General features: G+C 71.5%; 18 protein-coding genes and 1 pseudogene. 8 read left to right on the forward strand and 11 right to left on the reverse strand.

What is annotated here, in order from left to right:
• Positions 1-385 (forward strand): annotated as a pseudogene (locus tag D7W81_RS26615) (serine/threonine protein kinase); the annotation flags it as partial.
• 10 nt (positions 386-395) lie between these two features.
• Complete coding sequence (locus tag D7W81_RS26620; RefSeq protein ID WP_120558201.1) at positions 396-878, forward strand: hypothetical protein; 483 nt, start codon at positions 396-398, stop codon at positions 876-878.
• Positions 879-889: 11 nt separating this feature from the next.
• On the opposite strand, the gene D7W81_RS26625 is transcribed toward D7W81_RS26620, so the two are convergent.
• A complete protein-coding gene (locus tag D7W81_RS26625) occupies positions 890-1675 on the reverse strand; it encodes a transglycosylase domain-containing protein (RefSeq protein WP_120558202.1) in 786 nt (261 codons plus the stop codon).
• A gap of 55 nt (positions 1676-1730) precedes the next feature.
• Here D7W81_RS26625 and D7W81_RS26630 point away from each other — a divergent pair, with 55 nt between their 5' ends.
• The gene (locus D7W81_RS26630; RefSeq protein ID WP_120558203.1) at positions 1731-2423 is read left to right on the forward strand and encodes a ferredoxin reductase domain-containing protein; all 693 of its coding nucleotides are present in this window, start codon (positions 1731-1733) and stop codon (positions 2421-2423) included.
• On the opposite strand, the gene D7W81_RS26635 is transcribed toward D7W81_RS26630, so the two are convergent.
• The 4 genes from D7W81_RS26635 to D7W81_RS26650 all read right to left on the reverse strand — a co-directional run bounded on the left by D7W81_RS26635 (position 2417) and on the right by D7W81_RS26650 (position 8088).
• Positions 2417-4066 (reverse strand): WD40 repeat domain-containing protein, encoded by a 1650-nt coding sequence (locus tag D7W81_RS26635; RefSeq protein WP_120558204.1) that lies wholly within the window; start codon positions 4064-4066, stop codon positions 2417-2419. The two genes, D7W81_RS26630 and D7W81_RS26635, sit on opposite strands and share 7 nt — an antisense overlap.
• Positions 4063-6207 (reverse strand): penicillin-binding protein activator, encoded by a 2145-nt coding sequence (locus D7W81_RS26640; RefSeq protein ID WP_244227448.1) that lies wholly within the window; start codon positions 6205-6207, stop codon positions 4063-4065. The genes D7W81_RS26635 and D7W81_RS26640 overlap by 4 nt, the downstream gene beginning before the upstream one ends.
• 191 nt (positions 6208-6398) lie before the next feature.
• The gene (dnaJ, locus tag D7W81_RS26645; protein ID WP_120558206.1) at positions 6399-7523 is read right to left on the reverse strand and encodes a molecular chaperone DnaJ; all 1125 of its coding nucleotides are present in this window, start codon (positions 7521-7523) and stop codon (positions 6399-6401) included.
• Positions 7524-7647: 124 nt separating this feature from the next.
• Positions 7648-8088, reverse strand: a complete 441-nt coding sequence (locus D7W81_RS26650) for a hypothetical protein (RefSeq protein ID WP_120558207.1) — start codon at positions 8086-8088, stop codon at positions 7648-7650.
• A gap of 158 nt (positions 8089-8246) precedes the next feature.
• Between D7W81_RS26650 and D7W81_RS26655 the strand changes: the two genes are divergently transcribed.
• From D7W81_RS26655 to D7W81_RS44210, 3 genes are all read left to right on the forward strand, one after another.
• Complete coding sequence (locus tag D7W81_RS26655) at positions 8247-10010, forward strand: ABC transporter ATP-binding protein (RefSeq protein WP_120558217.1); 1764 nt, start codon at positions 8247-8249, stop codon at positions 10008-10010.
• A 131-nt stretch (positions 10011-10141) separates the two neighbouring features.
• Positions 10142-10537: a hypothetical protein gene (locus tag D7W81_RS26660; protein ID WP_120558208.1), complete on the forward strand. Its 396-nt coding sequence runs from the start codon at positions 10142-10144 to the stop codon at positions 10535-10537.
• A gap of 50 nt (positions 10538-10587) precedes the next feature.
• Positions 10588-11553, forward strand: coding sequence for a hypothetical protein (locus D7W81_RS44210; RefSeq protein ID WP_120558209.1), 966 nt, complete (start codon positions 10588-10590; stop codon positions 11551-11553).
• Here D7W81_RS44210 and D7W81_RS26670 read toward each other — a convergent pair.
• Positions 11522-12250, reverse strand: a complete 729-nt coding sequence (locus D7W81_RS26670; protein ID WP_120558210.1) for a hypothetical protein — start codon at positions 12248-12250, stop codon at positions 11522-11524. The genes D7W81_RS44210 and D7W81_RS26670 overlap by 32 nt on opposite strands.
• Before the next feature lie 104 nt (positions 12251-12354).
• On the opposite strand from D7W81_RS26670, the gene D7W81_RS26675 reads away from it, so the two are divergent.
• Positions 12355-13119, forward strand: a complete 765-nt coding sequence (locus D7W81_RS26675; RefSeq protein WP_120558211.1) for a hypothetical protein — start codon at positions 12355-12357, stop codon at positions 13117-13119.
• A gap of 2 nt (positions 13120-13121) precedes the next feature.
• Entirely contained in the window at positions 13122-13676 is a 555-nt protein-coding gene (locus tag D7W81_RS26680) for a hypothetical protein (protein WP_171435580.1), read from the forward strand.
• A gap of 9 nt (positions 13677-13685) precedes the next feature.
• On the opposite strand, the gene D7W81_RS26685 is transcribed toward D7W81_RS26680, so the two are convergent.
• The 5 genes from D7W81_RS26685 to D7W81_RS26705 form a co-directional block, all read right to left on the reverse strand.
• Positions 13686-14381, reverse strand: coding sequence for a hypothetical protein (locus tag D7W81_RS26685; RefSeq protein WP_244227449.1), 696 nt, complete (start codon positions 14379-14381; stop codon positions 13686-13688).
• A gap of 14 nt (positions 14382-14395) precedes the next feature.
• Positions 14396-15376: a hypothetical protein gene (locus tag D7W81_RS26690; RefSeq protein WP_120558213.1), complete on the reverse strand. Its 981-nt coding sequence runs from the start codon at positions 15374-15376 to the stop codon at positions 14396-14398.
• The gene (locus D7W81_RS26695; protein WP_120558214.1) at positions 15376-16917 is read right to left on the reverse strand and encodes a pilus assembly protein TadG-related protein; all 1542 of its coding nucleotides are present in this window, start codon (positions 16915-16917) and stop codon (positions 15376-15378) included. The genes D7W81_RS26690 and D7W81_RS26695 overlap by 1 nt, the downstream gene beginning before the upstream one ends.
• Entirely contained in the window at positions 16896-17690 is a 795-nt protein-coding gene (locus D7W81_RS26700; RefSeq protein WP_120558215.1) for a TadE/TadG family type IV pilus assembly protein, read from the reverse strand. The genes D7W81_RS26695 and D7W81_RS26700 overlap by 22 nt, the downstream gene beginning before the upstream one ends.
• Before the next feature lie 102 nt (positions 17691-17792).
• The gene (locus tag D7W81_RS26705) at positions 17793-20849 is read right to left on the reverse strand and encodes a helicase-related protein (RefSeq protein WP_120558216.1); all 3057 of its coding nucleotides are present in this window, start codon (positions 20847-20849) and stop codon (positions 17793-17795) included.
• Positions 20850-20940: the final 91 nt, after the last annotated feature.

Here is a 20940-nt window from a genome sequence, read left to right on the forward strand (position 1 = left end):
GCCTCCGCCCGCGCCAGAAGTCGTCGCCGCGCCCGTGCAGGAGCCGCCACCCGCCCCCGCCATCGAAGCGCCTCCGCCGGCGAAGCCGCAGCCGCTCGCCGTCAAGGCCGTGAAGACCGCCCGCGAAGGCCCGCCGCCCACCGCGCCCAAGCGCACGGAGTCCGCGAGCGAGTCCGCCGTGCGGGAGCAGATCATCGCCACCGTGAACCAGGTCGAGAACAGCCCCTTGTACGCGGACAACAAGGTCCACAAGGGACTCACCCGGCAGGCCGCGCGCAACTACCTGGACCGGCAGATCAAGCGGCTCGAGAACGCGGACGACGCGGCGGGCCGCCTGGGAATCCTCGAGGAGCTCCGGGGATGGAAGCAGCAGTACCTCAAGTAGTCACCCCGCCATGACCGCGCCCCCAGGTCCTGCGCTGCTCGCGGTGGACCTGGGACTGCGCTGCGGGCTCGCGCGCTTCGGCGCGGACGGGCGGCTCCAGTGGTACCGCTCGCAGAACCTCGGCACGCACGCGCGGCTCAAGCGCGCGGTGCCCGCCGTGCTCCAGGACGCATCCCCGCTCGCGTGGCTCGTGCTGGAGGGCGGTGGCCCCATCGCGGACGTCTGGGAGCGCGAGGCCCTGCGCCGCGCCCTGCCCGTGCTGCGCGTGGCCGCGGAGGACTGGCGCCACCGGCTGCTCTACGTGCGGGAGCAGCGCAGCGGCTCGCAGGCGAAGGACGCCGCGGATGGGCTCGCGCGGCGGGTCATCGAGTGGTCCCACGCGCCCCGCCCCACCTCGCTGCGCCACGACGCCGCGGAGGCCATCCTGCTGGGCCTGTGGGGCGCGCTGGAGGTGGGGTGGCTTTCGCAGGTGCCCGCGCAGGTGCGGCGCTGACGCAAAGCCCGCTACTTCACCGACAGGCACGCCACCGGCTGCGCGATGGCGTTGCGCGCGCGCTCCTCGCTCACCAGCGCGTAGCCCGCCAGGTCCTGCAACAGCAGGTCGCGGTTCTGCCGGATGAGGCTCGCGTTCTTGCACGCCTTGATGTCGTTGTAGAAGCCGTAGGGCGGCAGCGCGAGCTGCATCTCCGCCAGCTCCGACAACTGGAGCTCGCCCAGCTCGCGGCCGAAGAGCTTGCGCGCCGCGTCCTCCACGCCGATGACGCCGCGCTCGAAGCGGATGGTGGACAGGTCGTACGCGACGAGCTGGTCCTTCTGGAAGAAGGCGTGCAGCCGGTGCGCGGCCACGGACAGCTGCAGGTCGCCCTCGATGCCCATCTCCCGCGCGATGCGCATGGCCAGCCACCGCTCGCAGGAGCCGTCCCCGGGAGGCGACGAGCCCAGCGTCACGCCGGCGAACAGGCGCCACGCCCACGCGCGCCCGTCCTCGCGCGGCGTCTGGAAGTAGGTGGGGCATTCCATCTGGCGGATGTAGAGCGCCACCAGGTCCTTGGGCATCCGTGAGAAGTCCGGCCGCGTGAACGCCACCGACGCGCGCTCCCGGCCGCCCTGGTCCATCCGGCCGGCCAGCACGCTCATCCGGTCGCCCTCGATGCGATGGCGCAGCTGGCTCTCGACGTCGAATTCGCTCTCCAGCCGCGGCAGCTTGCTGGCCGTGTACAGGTACGTGAGCGGAATCACCACGCCGGCCAGGCCGACGACGAACATGAACAGCCAGAAAACGGTCTTCACAGGGCCGACTCTAGCAGGGCGGGCACGCGTCAGCAGGACGGGTTAGAAAGCCTCCATGAGCGACTGGCACACCGCCACCGTCACCGCCCGCACCCCCGCGGCGGATGGCCTCACCGACTGGGTGCTCGACATCGGCGGGACGCCGCTCGTGGGCTCGCATGCCCATCCGGGACAGTACGTCCAGCTGCGCCTTCCCGGTGGGGAGCCGGGCATGTTCGCCATCGCCTCGCCGCCCGCCCCCGCCGGCACGCAGTGGGAGTTCCTGCTCAAGGATGAAGGCTCGCTGCCCTCCGCGCTGCTGCACCTGCCCCTGGGCGCGCGCGTGGAGGTGACGCGTCCGGCGGGCCCCGGCTTCCCCATGGAGAAGGCGCGGGGCCGCGACCTGCTGCTGTTCGCCAGCGGCTCCGGCATCTCCGCCATCCGCCCCGTCATCGCCGCCGTGCGCCAGGAGCGCGGCGCGTATGGCCGGGTGACGCTGTACTTTGGCGCGCGCACGGCGGGCGGCTTCGCGTACCAGGGCGAGCTCCAGCAGTGGCAGGCGGACGGAGTGAAGGTGCTGTGCACCGTGAGCCGTCCCGGCGCCAGCGGCTGGCAGGGCCTCGTCGGCTACGTGCAGGCCCACCTGGGCGAGGAGCGGCTGGAGCACGCCATCGCCTTCGTGTGCGGCCCCTCGGACATGGTGCAGGACGTGATGGCCCAGCTGGCCCAGCGCGGCGTTCCCAGGAGCGCCGTGTTCCTCAACTACTGAGCCGCGGGGGCCCCGCGCGGCTCCACCGTGGGGGACGCGTAGCGCACGCCCACCACCACCGCCGCCGGGTCGCTCTCCTGGCTGCCAACGGTATTCACGCGCGTCCACGCGGCCACGCCCATCCACCGTCCGTCCGGTGAGAAGCGCACGCGGCGCACCGTCCAGCCGAACTCCAGCTCGCCCTTCGGCGCCTGCTCCGCTTCGGTGAAGAGGTACACGCGCCGGTCCCACCCACCGGATGCCAGCGAGCGCCCATCGGGGGAGATGGCCGCCGAGGACACCACGCCGTGGTGCAGCTCCCACTTGCGCAGCACCTGGCCGGAGGCCGCGTCCACCAGCGCCCCCGCGTTCCACGGGCCCTGGGGGTCCTCCACGCCCTTGCGTTCGCGCTGGTACACCGCGAGCGTGCGCTCCGCCTTCTCCTGGCTGAAGGCCACGCCCAGGCGCGTTCCCCGCGCGTCCACGGTGACGTCGTTGACGTGCGCCGGGAAGGTGAAGTCCAGCCGCGGCGTCAGCGCGCGCGCCGTCATCGAAGCCGTCCCTTCCGGCACGCCGCCCTTGAGCGTGAGCACGGCCTCCGCCGTCGTCTCGTCGAAGGCGGTGTCCACGCGCTCGCTGAAGGGCGCGCCCAGCACGCCCTGGCTGCCCTGCGGCACGCACGCGTCGCACACCGCCACGTCCACGCCCGGCAGCGTCAGCGCCTTGAAGCGCAGCGTGCGTCCACGCGACAGCCGCGCCACGGTGTTGCCCAGCGCGCCCGGCACGGTGACGGTGTCCTTCAGGAAGGCCACGTCGATGCCGGACGCCGTCGCCGCCGCAGTGGTGAGCACCACCACCGGCGTGCGCGAGTCCAGCGCCAGCACCACCGGCGGCCCGTTGTCCACGCGGCCCTGCACCGCCGCGAATCCGCCGCGCCGCTCGAAGTGCGTGCGCGCCACATCCGGCCGCGCGGTCTGCGCCGGCGTATCCGACGCGCGCACGTGCCCGTCCCAGCCACCCGAGTACAGCGTCCCGTCCGCCGCGAACGCCAACGCGCTCACCGGCCCCACATGCAGCCGGGCCTCCGCCGCGAACGTCAGCTCCGGCACCGACACGAGCGACACCAGGCCCTGGGTGCTCCCCACCGCCAGCCACTTGCCGTCCGGATGGAAGGCCACCGACACCAGCGGCTCCTCGGTGGCGAGCAGCGCCCGCTGCGTTCCCGTGGCCACGTCGAACAGCTGCACCGCGCCACTGCGGCTCACCGTCGCCACCAGCGCACCGTCGGGAGCGAAGGCCACGCCTTCCGGGTCGAACTCGGAGGCGTTCACCAGGGCGTCGAACCGCTGAGTGGGCCCGGCCGCGCCCGTGGCGCCTCCAGTCTCCAGGTCCCAGACGGTGAGCCGCTGACCGATGGTGCCGTTCGCGAAGCGCGTGTACGCGACGAGCGGACTTCGGGGAGCGAAGTCCACCGTCCAGATGACGTCCTTGCGGTTGAGGACGGTGGGCGCCCCGTCGAAGCCCTCCACCGCGCCGGAGAGGAAGCCTCCGGGCGTGGACGCCAACCGGCCCAGCGTGTCCGGCGCCAGGCCCGCGGGCGCGTGCGCGCAGCCCGTGAGCGCCAGCGCGCCCGCGAGGAAGAAGCCCCCGGCACGCAGGCTCATGAACCCGAGCCGCGGACGGCGGCCTTCTCCTTGTCCACGTTGATCTCGTTCACGCCCTTGTTGTCCACGGACAGGAGGAACAGCTGCTTGTCCGCTTCGCGCTTGTCGTTGAACGAGGTGCGGCCGGTGGCGCCGTCAAAGTCCTTCAGCCCCGCCAGCGCTTCACGCATCGCCGCGCGCGTGTTGGGCCGCTGCTTGTCAATCACCTGCCGCACCATGCGCGCCGAGTCGTAGCCGATGGCCTCCAGCAGGCCCGGGTCACGGCCCGTCTCCTTGTACGCGTCGCGGTAGGTCTTCACGAACTTCTGCGTGGCCGGCCGCTGCGAGTCCACGAAGAAGCCGTCCACGTACACCGAGCAGGTGACGAACTTGCCGCCGCGCTCCAGCAGCTCCGGCAGGCCCGAGCGGCCCTTGGGGCTGGACCACTGGTTCGTGCCGAAGAGCGTGACGGTCTTCAGGTCCTTCTTGCCCGTCGTCTTGCGGATGCGCTCCAGGTCGCGCGGGTCGCACGCGTTGGTGACGATGTCCTCCACCGCGAGCGCGGGCGTCACCAGGCTCACCCGGCGCCAGTCGTCCGGGATGAAGAGTCCCTCGAAGTCGATGATGGGCTCCACGCCGCTCTTCGCCTTCTCCATCGCCTTGCGGCGGCGGTACGCGTCCGTGATCTTCTCCCCCTGCACGTCGCGCACGGCCTCCGCCCAGTCGCCGCGGTCCTCCAGGTAGTAGCGGCCCACCAGGCGCTTGGCCTCGCTGGTGAACGTGGTCTGGTCGTACGAGTACGCCTCCGCGCCGCGCACCGTGCCACCGCGGGACACCACGTCGTCCCAGAACTCGTTCGCCAGCTCCACGCCGTAGGGGATGTTCGGGTAGAGCACCGCGAAGCGCTTGTAGCCCTTCACGTTCATCGCGTAGTCCGCGATGGCGCGCGCCTGCGCGGAGTTCGTCAGCATGTTGCGGAACACGTACGGACCAATGTCCGTGATGCCCTCCTGACGGCTCAGCGTCAGCAGCGGCACCTGGAGCTCCTCCGCCAGCAGCGCCGCGCGCTTGGTGTCGTCCACCAGCAGGGGGCCCAGGGCCGCGATGGCGCCGTCGTCGAACGCCAGCTGCTCCATCGCCGTGCCCGTCTTGTTGACGTCACCCTGCGTGTCCTTCACCACCAGCTCGATGTCGCTGCCCTGCAGGGCCAGCTTCACGCCGCGCAGCACCGCCTCGCCAATGGGCTGGTAGCGGCCCGTCATGGGCAGCAGCACCGCCACGGTGCGCGGACGCACCTCCACGCGGCGGGTGGCGCGCGCGAGCAGGTCCTTCGCCTGCGGCGCGAAGGTGCTGTTGGGCGCTTCGCGCAGGAACGTCTGGAGCGACTCCTCCAGGCGGGTCCAGTCACGCAGGTGGTAGTAGATGCGCGCCAGCTTGAACTGGAGCACCGGCCACGCGGGGTTGGACGGGGACAGCCCCTCCTGCACACGCGCGATGTCGAGGAAGCTGGCGCGGCCCTCCACCAGCTGCTCCACCTTCTGCACCGCGGCGGCCTTCTCCTCCTGCGTCCGCGCGTCGCCGGCTTCCTTCACGGCGGACGACAGCGCCTGGGAGAACAGGCCCGCGCCCTCGGCCGCGCGCGCGGCCTCCTTCAGCAACTGCTCCTTCTCCGCCCCTTCCGCGCGCTCCGCCAGGCTGGTGAGCGTCTGGTACGCGTCGCGGTAGGCGCCCACCTCCATGGCGGAGACGGCCAGCTTGTGCTTGGCGTCCTCGGCCTGGGCATAGAGGGGGTTCTCGAAGAGCAGCTCGTTGAAGGTCCTGCGCGCGTTCGCGTAGTCCTTCGCCTCGAAGTAGAGGACGCCCGCGTTGTAGAGCGCGTCCTGGCCGGCGGTGGTGGCGGGGTACGCCTTGCGCACGGACAGGTAGGTCTCCGCGGCCTGCTTCTTGTCCGGGTTCGCCTGCGCCTGGGTGCGGGCCTGCGCGAGCGCGGCGTTCGCGGTGGCGTCCTGCTTCACGTCCACGCGCGGGCGGTCGTTCTGGGTGGAGTCTCCCCCGGAGGTGTCGTCCCGGCTGTCGGTGCGGGAAGGCGTCTTGGGGCAGGCGGTCAACGTCAGGGCCAGCGCGGCGACGAGCGCGCGGCGCGATGCGGAGAGGACTTCCATGGCGAGGTGCATAGCAGCGCGGGTGAGGCTCCGTCGACACTTGAGCGGGGGGAAGATTCCCCTGGAACGTCCGCTTCAGTGCACCGCGCATGCCCGCGTGCGTCACCGAGGGGGAAGCCTCCTCCCCTCCCCCTTCGTGCGGCCCCGGAGCCACGCTCACGCGCGGCCCCGGACGCACGCCCGGCCTCCTGCTAGCCGAAGAGTTCCTTCACCTTGTCGAAGAAGGACTTCGACTGGGGATGGGTCTCCTCGCCGGACACCTCCGCGAAGCGCTCCAGCAGCTCGCGCTGCTTGGAGGACAGCTCCGTGGGCGTTTCGATGATGACGCGCACGTGCTGGTCTCCGCGCTGCTGGCTGTGCAGGTGCGGGATGCCCTTGCCGCGCAGGCGGAACACCTTCCCGGACTGGGTCCCCTGCGGGATGGTCATCTTCACCTTGCCGTCCAGCGTGGGCACGTCGATCTTCGCGCCCAGCGCCGCCTGCGTGAAGGACACCGGCACCTCGCAGAAGACCTCGTTCTCCTCGCGCTGGAAGAGCGGGTGCTCGCGCACGATGACCGTCACGTACAGGTCACCCGGAGGCCCGCCCCGGTCGCCGGGCTCGCCCATGCCGCCCAGCCGCACGCGCGTGCCGTTGTCCACGCCGCCCGGGATGGCGACCTCGATGACCTCTTCCGACGGCGTCTTCCCGGAGCCCCGGCACTTGGCGCAGGGATCCGGGATGGTGGCACCCGAGCCGCCGCAGTCACCGCACGGCCGGGACACCGCGAAGAAGCCCTGCGAGTAGCGCAGCTCCCCGCTGCCGCCGCACGCCGCGCACGCCCTGGGCGCCGCGCCGCTCTTGCTGCCGGAGCCGGAGCAGGTCTCGCACTTCTTCGGACGCGGGATGGTCACCTTCGGACGGCAGCCGAACGCCGCCTCCTCGAAGGAGATCTCCAGGTTGTAGCGCAGGTCCGCGCCCCGGTTGTTCCGCTGCCGGCCGCGCCCGCCGCCACCACCCCCGAAGATGTCGCCGAAAATCTCTCCGAAGATGTCGTTGATGTTGACGCCCTGGAAGCCGCCGCCCGCATCCCCGAAGGGGTTGCCCGCGTGTCCGAAGCGGTCGTACTTCGTGCGCCGGTCCGGATCGCTCAGGACCTCATAGGCCTCCGAGGCCTCCTTGAACTTCTCCTCGGCCTCGTGGTTCCCGGGGTTGCGGTCCGGGTGGTACTGCAACGCGACCTTCCGGAACGCGCTCTTCAGGTCCTGCGCCGTAACGTTCTTCTGGACGCCCAGGACTTCGTAGTAGTCGCGCTTCTGCCCTGCGGCCCCTGCCATTGAATCGAACCCCTGGAAATTGCTGGCGTTTTCAAGCTGCGTAGAGAATCGGAGTCACTATAACGCAGCGAAACACGCCAGCAATCCAGGCCGGGCCCAACCCTGTGTGAAGCAGGCGTCGTGGCTACACCGTCCAGACGCGGTTGACCGTCAGCTCCATGCGGGAGAGCCGGCGCTTGAGAGCCGGGTCCACGGGGCCGTTGATGGACCACTTGGGGACCACGAAGTGCAGCTCCGCGTTGTAGAGCTTCGCGGCGCTCGCCAGGAGGCTCCAGCGGTTCTCGGCGGTGGGATCATCCACCATGCCCGGGGTGACGATCTCCAGGATGATGGGCGTGCGGGCGGAGTCGGACTGGCGGCAGGTGAAGTCCGGCCGGTGATCCTCGATGGTGCCGGAGAGCACCGGCGGCGGCATGAAGCCAGGGAGCCGGGCTTTGATGTCCGAGTAACCGATGGTGCGGAAATACTCGGCCATCAGCCAGAGCAGACGGCGGCGCTCTTCGTCATCCACGACCGATTCGCAGCCGGGATTGAACAGGACTTCTTTCTCGGAGTTGGTTTCCATGGCGCCTCTCAAGCTGTCCGCATGTGTGGGATGCGGCAACGCAGGCGGGCGCGAGCGCTCCCTGACCGGCCGTGGGGCAGGCGGCCATGCACGCCCGCTTCCCACGTCCCTTTGGCTTGGACGCCACCGTCGCCTCGGTGACAGAGTGCGCCCCCTCCGTGGCACCCCGTCCCTCCGCGCACGTCTATCGCCGGCTCCTGGGCTACCTGAGCCCGTACCGCCGGTTGCTCCTCGCGGGCACGCTGGCCTCGCTCACCGCCGCGGCCGCCACCGCCGCGTACGCCTGGATCGTCGGGCCGCTGCTGCGCGCCGTCCTCACCGGTGCCCCCGTCACCGTGGTGGGGATGACCCTGTCGCCGGAGGCCCTGCTGTCCCGGCTGCCCCTGCTGGTCGTCGCGGTGGCGCTGGTGAAAGCGACCGCCCAGTTCCTCCAGGGCGGCCTGATGCAGCGCTTGGGCCAGCGCGTGATGGCCGACCTGAGAGGCTTTCTCTACGGCCGCCTGCTCGCTCAGCCGCCTTCCTTCTTCGAGCAGCGTCACTCGGGAGAAATCGTCTCCCGGTTCACCTCGGACGTACCCCTGGTGGAGTTCTCCGTCACCCAGGCGTTGTCATCGTACGTAAGGGATGGGCTGCAGATCTGCGCACTGCTGGCGACCTGCTTCCTCATCGACGCGAAACTCTTTCTCTTCACGTTCGTCGTCGTTCCCGTGACGGTGGTGCCGGTCAACCGCTTCGCCCGGTCGCTCAAGAAGGTGGCGACGCGTTCACAGGCCAACCTGGGAGCGCTCAGCGCCATCACCGCCGAGCAGCTCCAGAACCTCCCGGTGGTGCAGGCCTACGGCACGGTGCCGCGCGCGCTGGAGTCCTTTGACGCGGAGGCGGAGGCGTACCTGAACGAGATGCGCCGCTCGCTCTTCATCCGCGGCGCCTTCAGCCCCACGGTGGAGCTGTTGGGCATCGTGGGCGTGGCGGTGGCGGTGGCGTGGGGGGCTCGCGCGGTGTCCATGGATCCAACGCTCGCCGGGCGGCTGTTGTCCTTCATGGCGGCGGCGCTGCTCCTGTACCAGCCGGTGAAGTCGCTGAGCGGCACGCTGTCGCAGGTGCTCACGGGGCTGGCGGCGGCGGAGCGGCTGTTCTCGCTCGCGGACGCGCCGGTGCCGCCGGACGTGGGCCAGGAGGCCGCTCCCCTGTCGCGCGCGCTGGAGCTGTCCGGCGTGCGCGCCACCTACGCGGACGGCCGGGAGGCGCTCAAGGGCGTGGACCTGACGGTGCCCGCGGGCACGCGCGTGGCGCTGGTGGGCCCGTCCGGCGCGGGCAAGACGACGCTCTTCTCCGTGCTCCTGGGCTTCCTGCCCCCGAGCGGCGGCGAGGTGAAGTGGGACGGCGTGCCGCTGTCGTCGCTCAAGGCGTCCAGCGTGCGCGGCCAGGTGGCGTGGGTGCCGCAGGAGCCGGTGCTCTTCTCCGGCACCGTGCGCCACAACCTGCGCCTGGGCCAGCCGGACGCGCCGGACGACGCGCTGTGGGAAGCGCTGCGGCTGGCGCACGCGGAGGACTTCGTGCGGGCGCTGCCCGGCGGCCTGGATGAACCCGTGGGCGAGCGGGGCAGCCGGCTGTCCGGCGGCCAACGCCAGCGGCTGGCCCTGGCGCGCGCCTTCCTGTGCCGCCCGTCGCTGCTCCTGCTGGATGAGCCCACCAGCGCCCTGGACGCCACCAGCGAGGCGGCGGTGGGCGCGGGGCTCCAGGCGCTGATGAAGGGCCGCACGGTGCTGGTCATCGCGCACCGGCTGAGCACCGTGCGCGACGCGGACCTCATCGCCGTGGTGGAGGGTGGCCAGGTGGTGGAGGCGGGCACCCACGAAGAGCTGCTCGCACTGCGGGGCCGCTACACGCGGCTGCTGGGCGAAGGCGCCGTCGCCGCCTGAACGCTGGCCCGCGGGGCCATGTCCTTCGCCTCCGGGAGCGCGCGAGCCTGGGGCCCGTGCCCGCATGCCCGGGGCTCCCACTCCGGTCCTTGCGCGACCGGGCACGCCCTGCGACCCTTCCGCCCTGGCCCATGCCTCCGACGCCGCCGCCCCGCGAACGAGAGCCGCTGTCGCTCAACGCGCTGCTGCTGTTGCCCGCCCTGCTGCTGGCCGCGGGCGCGTGCGTCGCGGTGGCCGCCCGGCACCTCGCGCTGGCCTCGGCGTTCACCGGCACCCTTGTGCTGGTGCCGCTCGTCTTCCGGCTGTGGACGCGGCCCTGGTACCGGGGGCTGGTGCTGCGCGGCCTGGGCCTGTTCATCGCGGGCATGCACCTGCCCATGCTCGCTGGCGGCGTGCTCGCCTACGGGCGCATCGGCTGCGAGGGCGCGGACTGCGGACAGACGCTCCTCATGGGCATCGTGCTCGCGCCCGTGGCCGGCGCTGTCTGCTCTGTCGTGTACTGGCTCGTGGGTCGTCCTCCCGTCTGAATTACCGCGAATAGCCCGGGACCCTATTCTTACGGGAAATGCTTGTTCCAATGAGACCCCACGTCGCGCCCGGGCTGTTCGTCGTGGCGCTCGCCGTCCCCGCCACGGTGTGCGTGTTGGGGGGCACGCTGCCCGCGCTGCTGGGCAGTCCCGCCGGCCTGTTGAGCGTGGTGACCTCCGCGGGGCCCTTCTCCGTGTTGCTGGGACTGGCGCTGCTGGTGGAGGTGCCGCTGCTCACCCTGGCGGCGGGCTCCACGCTGCTGGGCCGCGCAGTGCCCCTGGCGGTGATGGTGGGCATGGCGACGGTGCCCTGGACGCTGGGCCTGCTGGGCACGGAGGTGCTGCTGGAGCGGATGCAGGCGGCGCTGCCCATGGTGTCCGCCACCGACGCGGGGAGCGCGCTGACGGCGGCCATGGGCAAGGCGATGGCCCCGCGGCTGCTGGGCGCCTGGACGAGCGCGGTGCTGCTGGGCGCCCTGTCGGTGGCGCTGGGCATGGCGCGCTTCAACCAGGCGAGCGCGAGCCACGAGACGCGCCGCAGCCTGCTGCTGGGCAGCCTGGTGTCCGCGGCGCTGGCGGGCATGGCGGTGGTGGGCACGCTGGAGGCGCACCAGCTCTTCACGCTGCTGTCGCGGCTGTCCCGGGCCCCCGGCTCGCTGCGCCCGGATTTGATGGCGGAGGGCATGGCGCAGGCGGCGCGGCTGCGCACGGTGCGCTGGAGCTGCTTCTCCTGCCTGCTGGTGCTGGGCCTCAGCTGGCTGATGACGTACCGCGCACGCGAAGCCCGCCGGACGCGTTCGCTGGAGTGGGTGGGCGGCCTGGTGCTCACCGTCGCGGTGGCCGTCCTGCTGGTGCTGGACGCGCACCCGCTGCACACCACCCTGGGGCCCGAGCGCGTCACCGCCGGCCGCCGCACGTCCTCCGGCCCCGTGCCCACCGACGCGGACGTGACACACCTGATGGGCGAGCACTCGCCCGTGCGGCTCAGCTTCCCCGCGTCAGCACGTACAGCATGATGAGCCCCACCACGAAGGCGAAGGCGAAGACGCCCACCATCACCAGCCCCTCCGACTTGCGCATCACCGGGGGAGGCACTTCGTTGGGCAGCGGCTGACCGTACCGCAGCAGCACGGGCTCCGGCTCCGGTGCTCCCTCCGGCCTGGACTCCGGCGCGGCGGACGGGACGGCCTCCCGCGGCGGCGGCGCCACCGGCGTGAAGGTCACGGCGCGGGTGGGGACGGTGTCGCGGGGGCCCGGCTCCCGGCCCAGGTACTCCCCCAGGTGCTCCGGCGACGTGACGCTGGACATCTCCAGCCCCTCGCGCGCCAGCGCCAGCACGCGCTGCATGTGCAGGATGTAACGGTCCTGCCCCTCGTAGGTGGCGAGCGCCTGCGCGGCGCGCACCAGCCGGTGCGGCACCAGCTCCGGGTCCGCGCGAACCTCCGTGGACACGGGGCGCGCCTCGCCGGCTTCCACCCGGCCCGTGCGCACGCCCTGGCCGCTGGCCCAGATGCAGTGTTCATCCAGGAGCGTCAGTTCCTGGCGGCGCACCCGGCCGTCCTCGTCCACCAGCGACATCAGCTCCGCGCCCTGGGGAGACAGGTGCCAGACGGTGCGCAGGCCGTTCTCCCCCAGGGGGCCCTCCACCGCGCGCGCACGGTAGAGCTCCTGCATCGCGGATTTCAGGGAGTCGGACGAGGGTTCCACGGGCATGACTGCCGCAGAGTAGGGGCGCCCGGCCCGAAACGGAAGCCGCGCCATCCAGGCGTGAATGCCCCGTGCGCGGATGCCCGCCTTGTGCCTACCGTCCACCCACGATGAGCCGCTCCAAGAACAGAGCCCCTGACTTCGTCCGCCAGTTCGAGGGTGCACAGACGCTCGACGGATTGCTGGAGCTGGCCGGCAGTCCCTGCGACACCGCCGGCGTGCTCGAGCGCATGCAGGAGGCGCGCGCGGAAGGCGCCGACCACACCGAGGTGATTCCCACCCTCTTCGAGGAAGAGCCCCGCTTCCGGGACCCGGAGCTGGCGCGCCGCCTGTACCAGAACCTGCTGGGCCTCTGGGACCTGGTGCTGGAGGGAAAGGCAGTGCGGCTGGAGGAGGACGGGCCGCGCCCGCCGCGCCCGAAGAAGGAGCGGCTGCAGCCGCCCGCGCCCTTCCACCCCGGTGAGCCCACGGGCGAATTCGTGGAGGCCGCCTGGCGTTACCTGGAGGACGACGACAAGGCGCGCACGCGGCTGATGCATGCGTTCGAGAACCGGCAGGACGGGCTGCTGGGTGCGCTTGACGCCGCTGGCCTCACGGACGAAGGTTACGGAGTCGCCCGCCACCTGCTCTTCGAGCTGCACGCCATGCTGGAGCTGGGCTGGCCGCTGGGGCTTTCGGCCGCGGACGCCAGGGCCCTGGACAGGGAGCCGGATGCGCCGCCCGCGCCGGATACCCTCCAGGACTACGTGACGGAAGCGTTGTTCGAGGCGGAGCAGGACGAGGAGCACCCCCTCGCTCCCGAGGAGCTGGCGCAGGTGCGCACCCTCGTCCGGCGGGGACTGGCGGCGCTGTGGCGCGCCCGCAAGGGGAGATGAAGATGGCCCGAGACGACAACGACGGTGGTGGCTTCACCGGCAAGCGCAACAAGTCCTACCGCGAGCTGGACGCGCAGCGCGGCAAGAGCAAGTACCACTCGCGCCAGGACGACCCGGCGCAGCAGAAGCTGGAGCGCAGCGCCAGCTACCAGAAATACAAGACGGCCGCGGACGCCCTCTTCACCGGCGGCGAGCTGCCGGAGGGGCTGGCGAAGACGTTCGACCCCGAGGGCAAGCGCAAGGCCCAGAAGGACGCGCTGCGCAAGGTGCAGGAGTCGGAGACGCGCGCGGACTGGGTGAAGGGCGTGGTGGACTACCTGGAGAAGTATCCGGACATGCCCGAGGACGCGTACTTCCTCGACAGCCTGCTGGACCACCCGCGCGAGCGCATCGTGGACAAGGCGCTGGCGAAGCTGGAGGCGCTCCAGGAGGCGGGCACGCTCCAGAAGAAGCTGCCCAAGAGCCTGGATCAGCGGCTGAAGTCCATTGAGCTCACCGGCCTGGACCCCGACATGCAGGGCCGCGCCAAGGCGCTGCGCGAGAAGCTGCGCGCCTGATCAACGCGCTCAGCGCGCGCGCGACTGATGGATGAGCACCACGCCCCGCTGGCCGTCCTTGCCGGGCTGGTGCGTGAGCCGCAGCTCCGCGCCGGGCCGCGAGTACAGCCCGGGCTCGTCCCCGCGCTTCCACCCGGCCCTGCCCAGCGCGTCCGCGTAGAAGGCCTCCACCTGCGGGCCCGTGAGCGGCACCTGGAAGGTGAGCGTGCGTGAGCCCTCCGCGTTGACGCGCAGCACGCCGTGGGCCTGGGGCGGCAGCGGCGCGAAGTCCCCCGCGGCCTCCGGCGGACGCGCCAGCGCGTGGTTGGCCTCGCCCAGGTACAGCGTGGTGGTGCCGTCCTGCTGCGGCATCATCACCACGGTGTAGGTGATGCGGCGGCTCGGGTCCAACGCGGTGAGCATCACGGCGTTGTTCGCGTACTGCGCCTGCTCCTTGCCGGGCGGCACGTAGAGCCCGCCGTCACGGAACGCGTCCGCGAAGCGCTGCACCAGGTCGCGGATGTGCTCCTTCACGTGCACCGCGCGCAGCGCCACGGGGATGCCGCCCGCCTCCACGATGTCGCTGGACTCCACGTGCGCGAGGACCTGGAGCCGGGGCCATGCGAAGCGCGGCGCGGCCTGCACGCCCGCGTCCGGCGCGCCCGCGTCAGGGGCCTGGGCCCGGGCGGACAGGCCCAGCACCAGCGGGAGCAACACCCCCGCCACGCGCCCGGCACGCTTCAATGCGGCACGCCCCCCAGCCACTTGTTCTCACGCTGGGCGTTGTACTTGGGGCTGATGTTGCGGGCCTTGAAGGGCGTCGTCTCCCAGACGGTCTGGTTGCCCGCGTGCGAGCCGCCGATGCTCTGCTCGTAGTTGCTCTCGTGGCCGCGGAAGCTCATGAAGAACTGGTCCTCGTTCACGCCGCCCTCCGCCCCCACGCCCGCCATCAGCGCCGTGCCCGCGTTCCCGCCACCGCCGTTCTTCTCGTACACGCGCTGGGCCCACCCGTAGTAGTCCGCGTTCCCGCAGGGGGCCCCGGAGTCGATGCTGAGCGGGCACTCCTGGCCCTCCGCCACGGTGGACAGGCCCCAGTCGTCCAGCAGCATGAAGAAGCGCTGGGTGCAGCGCCCGTTGGACGCCCGGCCCGCCGCGCACACCGTGAACTGGTCGGTGGCGCGCCGGTGCGACACCTTGAAGAACTCCGGCTCCATGAAGGTGCCCAGGCGCTCCGCGCGCAGCCGGGTGGAGGCGGTGCAGGAGATGCCGTCGGACTGCACGGTCATGGCCTGCTGCAGCGCCGTGGAGCCCAGGTTCGCGTCCAGCGGCCGGGTGCCCAGGATGTCGATGTCGCTGCCTGGAGGCCGCGTCGATTCGCAGTCCACCCGCACCTGGGTGGCACGCGCCAGGGCCAGCTGGAACGTCATGGCGCCACTGGTGCGGCCCGCGCGTCCGTCGAAGTCCTCGTAGCGCCCGGAGGCCTCCCCGGACGCCAGCGCTTCGGCGTTGGGACGCTGGAAGACGCCGCTTTGCGGATTGTGCATCACGTGCCCGGTGGCCTCCCACAACGCGAAGTTGGCGGCCTCCTGCACCTTGAGCGTCAGCGCGCCCACCTCCGCGAAGTAGATGCCGAACATCAGCACGGTGACGAACACCAGCGACCCCAGCGCCGTTTCAACGAGCGCCTGTCCCCGGCGCGACCTGGTGGCGCGCGCGTGCATCAGTACCCCCCGCCCGTGCTGCTGGCGCCCCGGTAGCCCGCGCCGTCCAGCCGGCGCAGCGCGTCCGCGTGCTCCGTGAAGCCCGCCTGCTCCAGGCTGCGCGCGGGCTTGTCGTCACGGGCCCCCTCGGTGCTCACCAGCGTGGCGCGCCAGAAGGGGTTGAGGAAGTTGGGCGGCTCAATCCAGCCGCCGCCCGCCGCCGCCGGCAGGGGCCGGTGGTAGTAGGCGAGCCCCGCGGACAGGGCCACCTGGTTGCGCTGCACGTCCTCCAGGCCCGTGGGCTGGATGCGGCCCAGCGGCGCGGCGTTGTCGAACTCCGTCTCCTGGCCCGCGAACTTGAAGGTGAACAGCAGGTTCCACGGGTCCGGCTTCGCCCGGCGGGACGGGCTGCCGTAGTCGCGGTGGAGCATGGCGTACAGCTTGGGCTGGCCGAAGTCGTTCTCATCCGGGCGGGGGCCGTTCAAGTGCCCCGCGTTGAACCCCACCGCGTTCGGCCAGATGCCGGGACACACGTTGCAGGCGCCCAGCGTGTGGCGCTCGTCCACCGTGGTGTTGTTCTCCGCGCCCTGCCCCGGCGGAGGCTTGCCCGCGCCGTAGACGTGCTGGTCCTGGTGGGACTGCTCCTCGTCGGACATCACCCACGCGTCCGTGGCGCCGCCGGGAACGGTGGTGCCGTCCGGGCAGACGACCATCACCGTGCGCCCGTGGTCGTGCGCCCACGAGTTGCGGCCGGAGATGGTGTCGTACGTGGAGGAGTCCATCGAGGAGGCGCTGCCATAATGCTTGAAGCCGGGGTTGTGCGCGGCGACGCCCGAACCGAAGCCCGCGCTGCCGTCTCCCCGGTTGTGCACCCATGTCCAGCCCAGGCTGCCCATGGTGGCATTCAGGTTGACGGTGCTCTGCCCCCCGGCGAGCGCCACCGCGCCGGAGGTGTCCGGCACGCCGCCGGCGCGCTGCTGCGCCTCGAACTGCTCGAAGGTGGTGCCAGAGGAGGAGCCACCCGAGACCTCCATCAGCGACTTGTTGGCGCCCGTGGGAGGGGCCTCCAGCTCGCCGTTGATCTCCTTGGCGATGAGCTTCGTGAGCCCCTGCTTCGCCAGGTGCTTTTCCACCAGCGTGTTGTAGATGGCCAGCTCCGCGCGGAACATGTCGCCCGCGCGCCCCTGTAACTGGGCCACCTGCGTGGCCGCCGCCTGGTCCAGGCCGGAAAAGACATTGGACGGCATGGCGCACGGGGACAGCTGCCGCGCGGCGTAGTGCTGGCTGCCGTAGCTGATCATCGACTGCGTGCCCGCCATGGCCACCATGTGGGCAATCTGCGCGCGGTTCATCACCGCGATGGCGTTGAACGTGCGCGCCGTGGACACCGCCTGGCTGTAGGCCGCCGCGTCCGCCGCCATCTGGATTTCGACGCGCTCCTTGGCGCGCATGCCGAAGCCCAGCGTCAGCAACACCATCAGCGTCAAGAGCAGCAGCGTCAGCGAGAACAGCACCAGCGCCTGGCCGCGCGCGCCGGACCTCAGAAGCCGTGCAGGCTGCATCCGGCACCTCCATTGAAGTTCGACGCCCGCAGCGGGGTCATCATCCGCATGGCCGCGTGCACCTGGAGGGGGAACAGGTAGTGGCCCTGCGCGTTCCAGCGCAGCATCCGCTCCCCCAGGTCCCCGCCGGGCCAGTCATCCGGCCCCAGCTCCACGTCGGTGTCCGCCCACCAGTCGGACTTCTTCTGGGCCGGGTTGAGCGGGTTCGCGTTCGTGTAGTTCTTCAGGTGGAACTGGGCCAGGAACATCCGGCTCATCACCCAGTCCGCGAACGGGATGCGCATGTAGTACCAGGCCACCATGCGGATCTCGAGCGTGCGCTGGCGCAGCAGCGCCGGGTCATCCGTGGGCACGTCGAACAGCAGGTCCTCCTGTCCCTGGCCGCGGACCCACCCGACGTTCGGGGACTCGCGGACGATTTCGACCATGGGCCCTTCGGTGAAGAGCGTGCCCTTGGAGCCGCGCACGCGCAGGAAGTTGCGCCTGCGCTTCTCGAAGGCGTCGGCCAGCTGCGCGGGCGTCCGGGTGTGCTCCACCGTGGGCAGCATCGTCACCAGCGCCGCGTGCGTCATCGCCTCGCAGCTGCCGTGGTTGAGGCTGCCCGCGCGCACCGCGCGGTACACCGCCACCTGCGCCAGGATGCGGCCCTGCAGCAACATGAAGAGCTGCAGCGTCCCCAGCACCATGAACACCACGAGCGGCATGCACAACGCCGCTTCCACGGCGGCCTGACCGGACTCGTGCTTCCGACGCTGGGGGTGGGGGAAGGCCATAGAGGGGAGGCTGCCTTCCTCCTAGATTCTCGATGATTGGGGAATCGGTCAAATGGCCGGAACGTCGCCAGCACCGATTCCATTGTGACACAACGGTTTGGTTTATTTGTTGAGGGTGAACCCGCAGGCCGCGTCCAGCGTCACCTTCGCCCCCGCGAGCGCCCCGAGCAGCCGTTCATAGTGATGGCGCTCCGCGTCAACCTGGGCCTCCACCTCTTCCGGGGGCAGGCCCTGGTGGGAGAGGGAGAGGCGCAGGCGGCCGGCGGCGGCGTCGCGCTCCGCCTCGATGGCGGCCCGGGCCTTCTTCGCGGCCCGGGCGAGCTCCGCCTCGGCGGCGGCCTGGGCCACGGGCAGCGCGGCGTCCACGAAGGCGCCGAAGCCGGGGAAGGCCTGGTGGACCTCGTCCCCCTTCAGCGCCTTGCCGTCGGATTCCAATGCGGCCAGTACGGAAGGCTCGGCCACGGGGCCCTGGGGGCCGTCCACCACGGCGACGGGCAGGAGCGTGCGCGCGAGGAAGCGCGCCAGCTGGCGGCTGGGGACGCGGGCGCCGGGGGACGTGTCCTGGGACTCCGGCAGCTGGACGTGGAAGAGCAGCTCCAGGCCGCGCGAGGGCTTCTTCACGCCGCGCTTCTCGATGTGGCGGAAGCCGCTGCGGCCGTAGGGGCCGTCCTTGAGGAAGCCGAACAGCGCCTCCACCAGCGGGTGGCCGGTGGCGAAGTACTCCAGCTCCTCCGCCTCCACGGCGGTGTCGCGCCAGAAGGTGCCCAGCACGGTGCGGTCCTGCATCACGTCGATGCCGGGCAGCCCTTCGACGTTGAGCGCGTGGCCGAACTGGAAGGACACCTGGAAGGCCTCCACCTGCTCATCGGTGTCCACGCTGATGCCCACGCGGCGCGCCAGCTCCGTGACGGTCTCCTCCAGACGCTCGTCCAGGTCGCGCGCCACGCTCCACAGCCCATCCTCCAGTGGAGGGGCCTCCTCGGAGTCCTCTTCCTCCACCTCTTCACCCATGCGCTCCTGCGCGCGCGCCACCAGCCGGGCCACGGCGGGCTTGTCGAAGCTGCGCACGTCCAGCAGCGGGTCGTACGCGCGCTTCACCTGTTCACGCGCCGCCTCCACGCGGGCCTTCAACTCCGCGGCGTAGTCCACGCGCGCCTCGCGGGGCAGCAGGGCCAGGTCCGCGATGCGGTCCTCCACCTCCTCCAGCACCGCGTCCAGGCCGCCCACCGTCTCACCGAAGACGCCCACGGCATCCGCCAGCAGCATCAGCACGTCCGACGCGAGCGTCCCCGCGGGGTCGAAGACGTGGATCTCCACCGGGTGCGCCTGACCGATGCGGTCCAGCCGTCCGATTCGCTGCTCCACCGTGGAGGGGCTCCACGGCAGGTCGTAGTGGACCAGGTGGTGCGCGAACTGGAAGTTGCGGCCCTCGCCGCCCACCTCCGTGCACAAGAGCACCTGGGGCCCCTCCGGGTCGCGGAAGCGCGCCACCTGCCGGTCGCGCTCCACGAGCGGCAGGTCGCCGTGGTAGCCCAGCGCCTCCACGCCCTCGCGCGACAGCTCCGACTGGAGCGAGTCCAGCGTGTCGCGGCTCTCCGTGAACACGAGCACCTTCGCGCGCGGCTCCGCCTTCCAGATGCCGCGCAGCACGCCCACGAACGCGAGGAGCTTCGCGTCCCGTCCGGTCAGCTTGAGGTCCGCGCCCTTCAGCGCCGGGTTGGACTTCACCGCGCCCATGAACGCCGCGGGGCTGGACTCCAGGCGGCGCAGCACGTTGGCCAGCGGAGCGCCGCGCAAGGTGCCCTTCGCCAGCGTGGCGAGTGCCTCATCGCGCGCCTTCAGCTCCTCCGGCGTGAGCCGCACCGGGTGCCGGTGGAGCCTGCGCGTGGAGAAGCCGCCCACCACCGCGCGCCGGTTGCGCACCAGCCGGTCCGACAGGCTGTACGTCTCCGCCAGGTGCGCGAGCAGCGCCTCCTTCTCCTTCAGCGTCTGGAGGCGCGCATCCTCCGGGAAGCGCTTCGAAAGCGCGGCCACGGCGGCCTTCGCGTCCTGCCCGTCGTCCGTGCCCGCCATGAGCGCGCGCACCGCGGTGGACAGCTCCTCCTGGCGCTGGAGCCGCGCCTCGAAGCCCTTCACGGACGGCGCGGTCGCCGCGTCAATGAGGGTGAGCAGCCCGTGGTACTCCGCCGGATCCAACTGCATGGGCGTGGCGGTGAGCAGGAGCAGGCCCCATGAGTTCGCGGCCAACCCCTTCGCGGCGGCGAAGGCCTTCTCGCCCTTCAGGTGGTGCGCCTCGTCGATGATGACCAGGTCCCAGAAGGCGTCCTCGGCCGCCACCTCCTCGCGGTGCTCGCGGGTGCGGCTGAGCAACTCCAGGCTCGTCACCACCAGCGGGAAGCGCGCCCACGGGGAGACGTCCGGCGCTTCCTTCAGCGACTGCTCATAGCGGTCCGAGTCCATCAGCGTGAAGAGCTGGTTGAACTTGTGGAACAGCTCCACCAGCCACTGCACGGTGAGGTGGCTGGGCGCCACCACCAGGCACCGGCGCGCCAGGCCCACCAGCCGCAGCGCGCTGAACACCATGCCCGCTTCAATCGTCTTGCCCAGGCCCACTTCGTCCGCCAGCACGAAGCGCGGGCGGCGCGCGGACAGCACGCGCTGCACCACGCCCACCTGGTGCGGCTTCACCATCACCCGGCTGGCCAGCAGCGCGCCCAGCGCGTCGCCCCGGCGCTCGTCGTCCAGCACCAGCGCCTGCTTGCGCAGCATGAACGCCTTCGCGTCCCCCACCCGCCCGTCGCGCAGCGTGGACAACAGGTCGGAGCGCGGCGCCAGCGCGCGGACCTCGGACTCCGGCAGCTCGTCCTCCTCGCCCGTGTCCTCGAAGCGCACCACGTAGCGGCGCAGCCCGCGCGCGCCCGGCTCCTCGCCCAGGATGGTGGCCTTGCGCCCCTTCGGCGTCTGGATGGGCTCGCCCTTGGGCAGCTGGTAGGGCACCAGCGCGCCGCCGCGCGTGGACACCAGCACCGGCTCCTCCTCGCGGGACGGGAAGGCGATGAGGGCCTTGGCCCCCTGCTCCTGCAGCGACACCAGATGCCCCACGCCCCACTCGGGCTGCGGGAGGTAGCGGACCTTCAGACCTTCGACGAGAGAGGCCATATGCGTGCAACACCTGGATGCGAGGAGGGGGGGCGCTCCATAACGTCCCAGCGCCCGGAAGGCCATTTCGCGAGCACCTCCTGCCCTTCCA

It is taken from the genome of Corallococcus aberystwythensis (assembly GCF_003612165.1).
Classification (GTDB): Bacteria; Myxococcota; Myxococcia; order Myxococcales; family Myxococcaceae; genus Corallococcus; species Corallococcus aberystwythensis.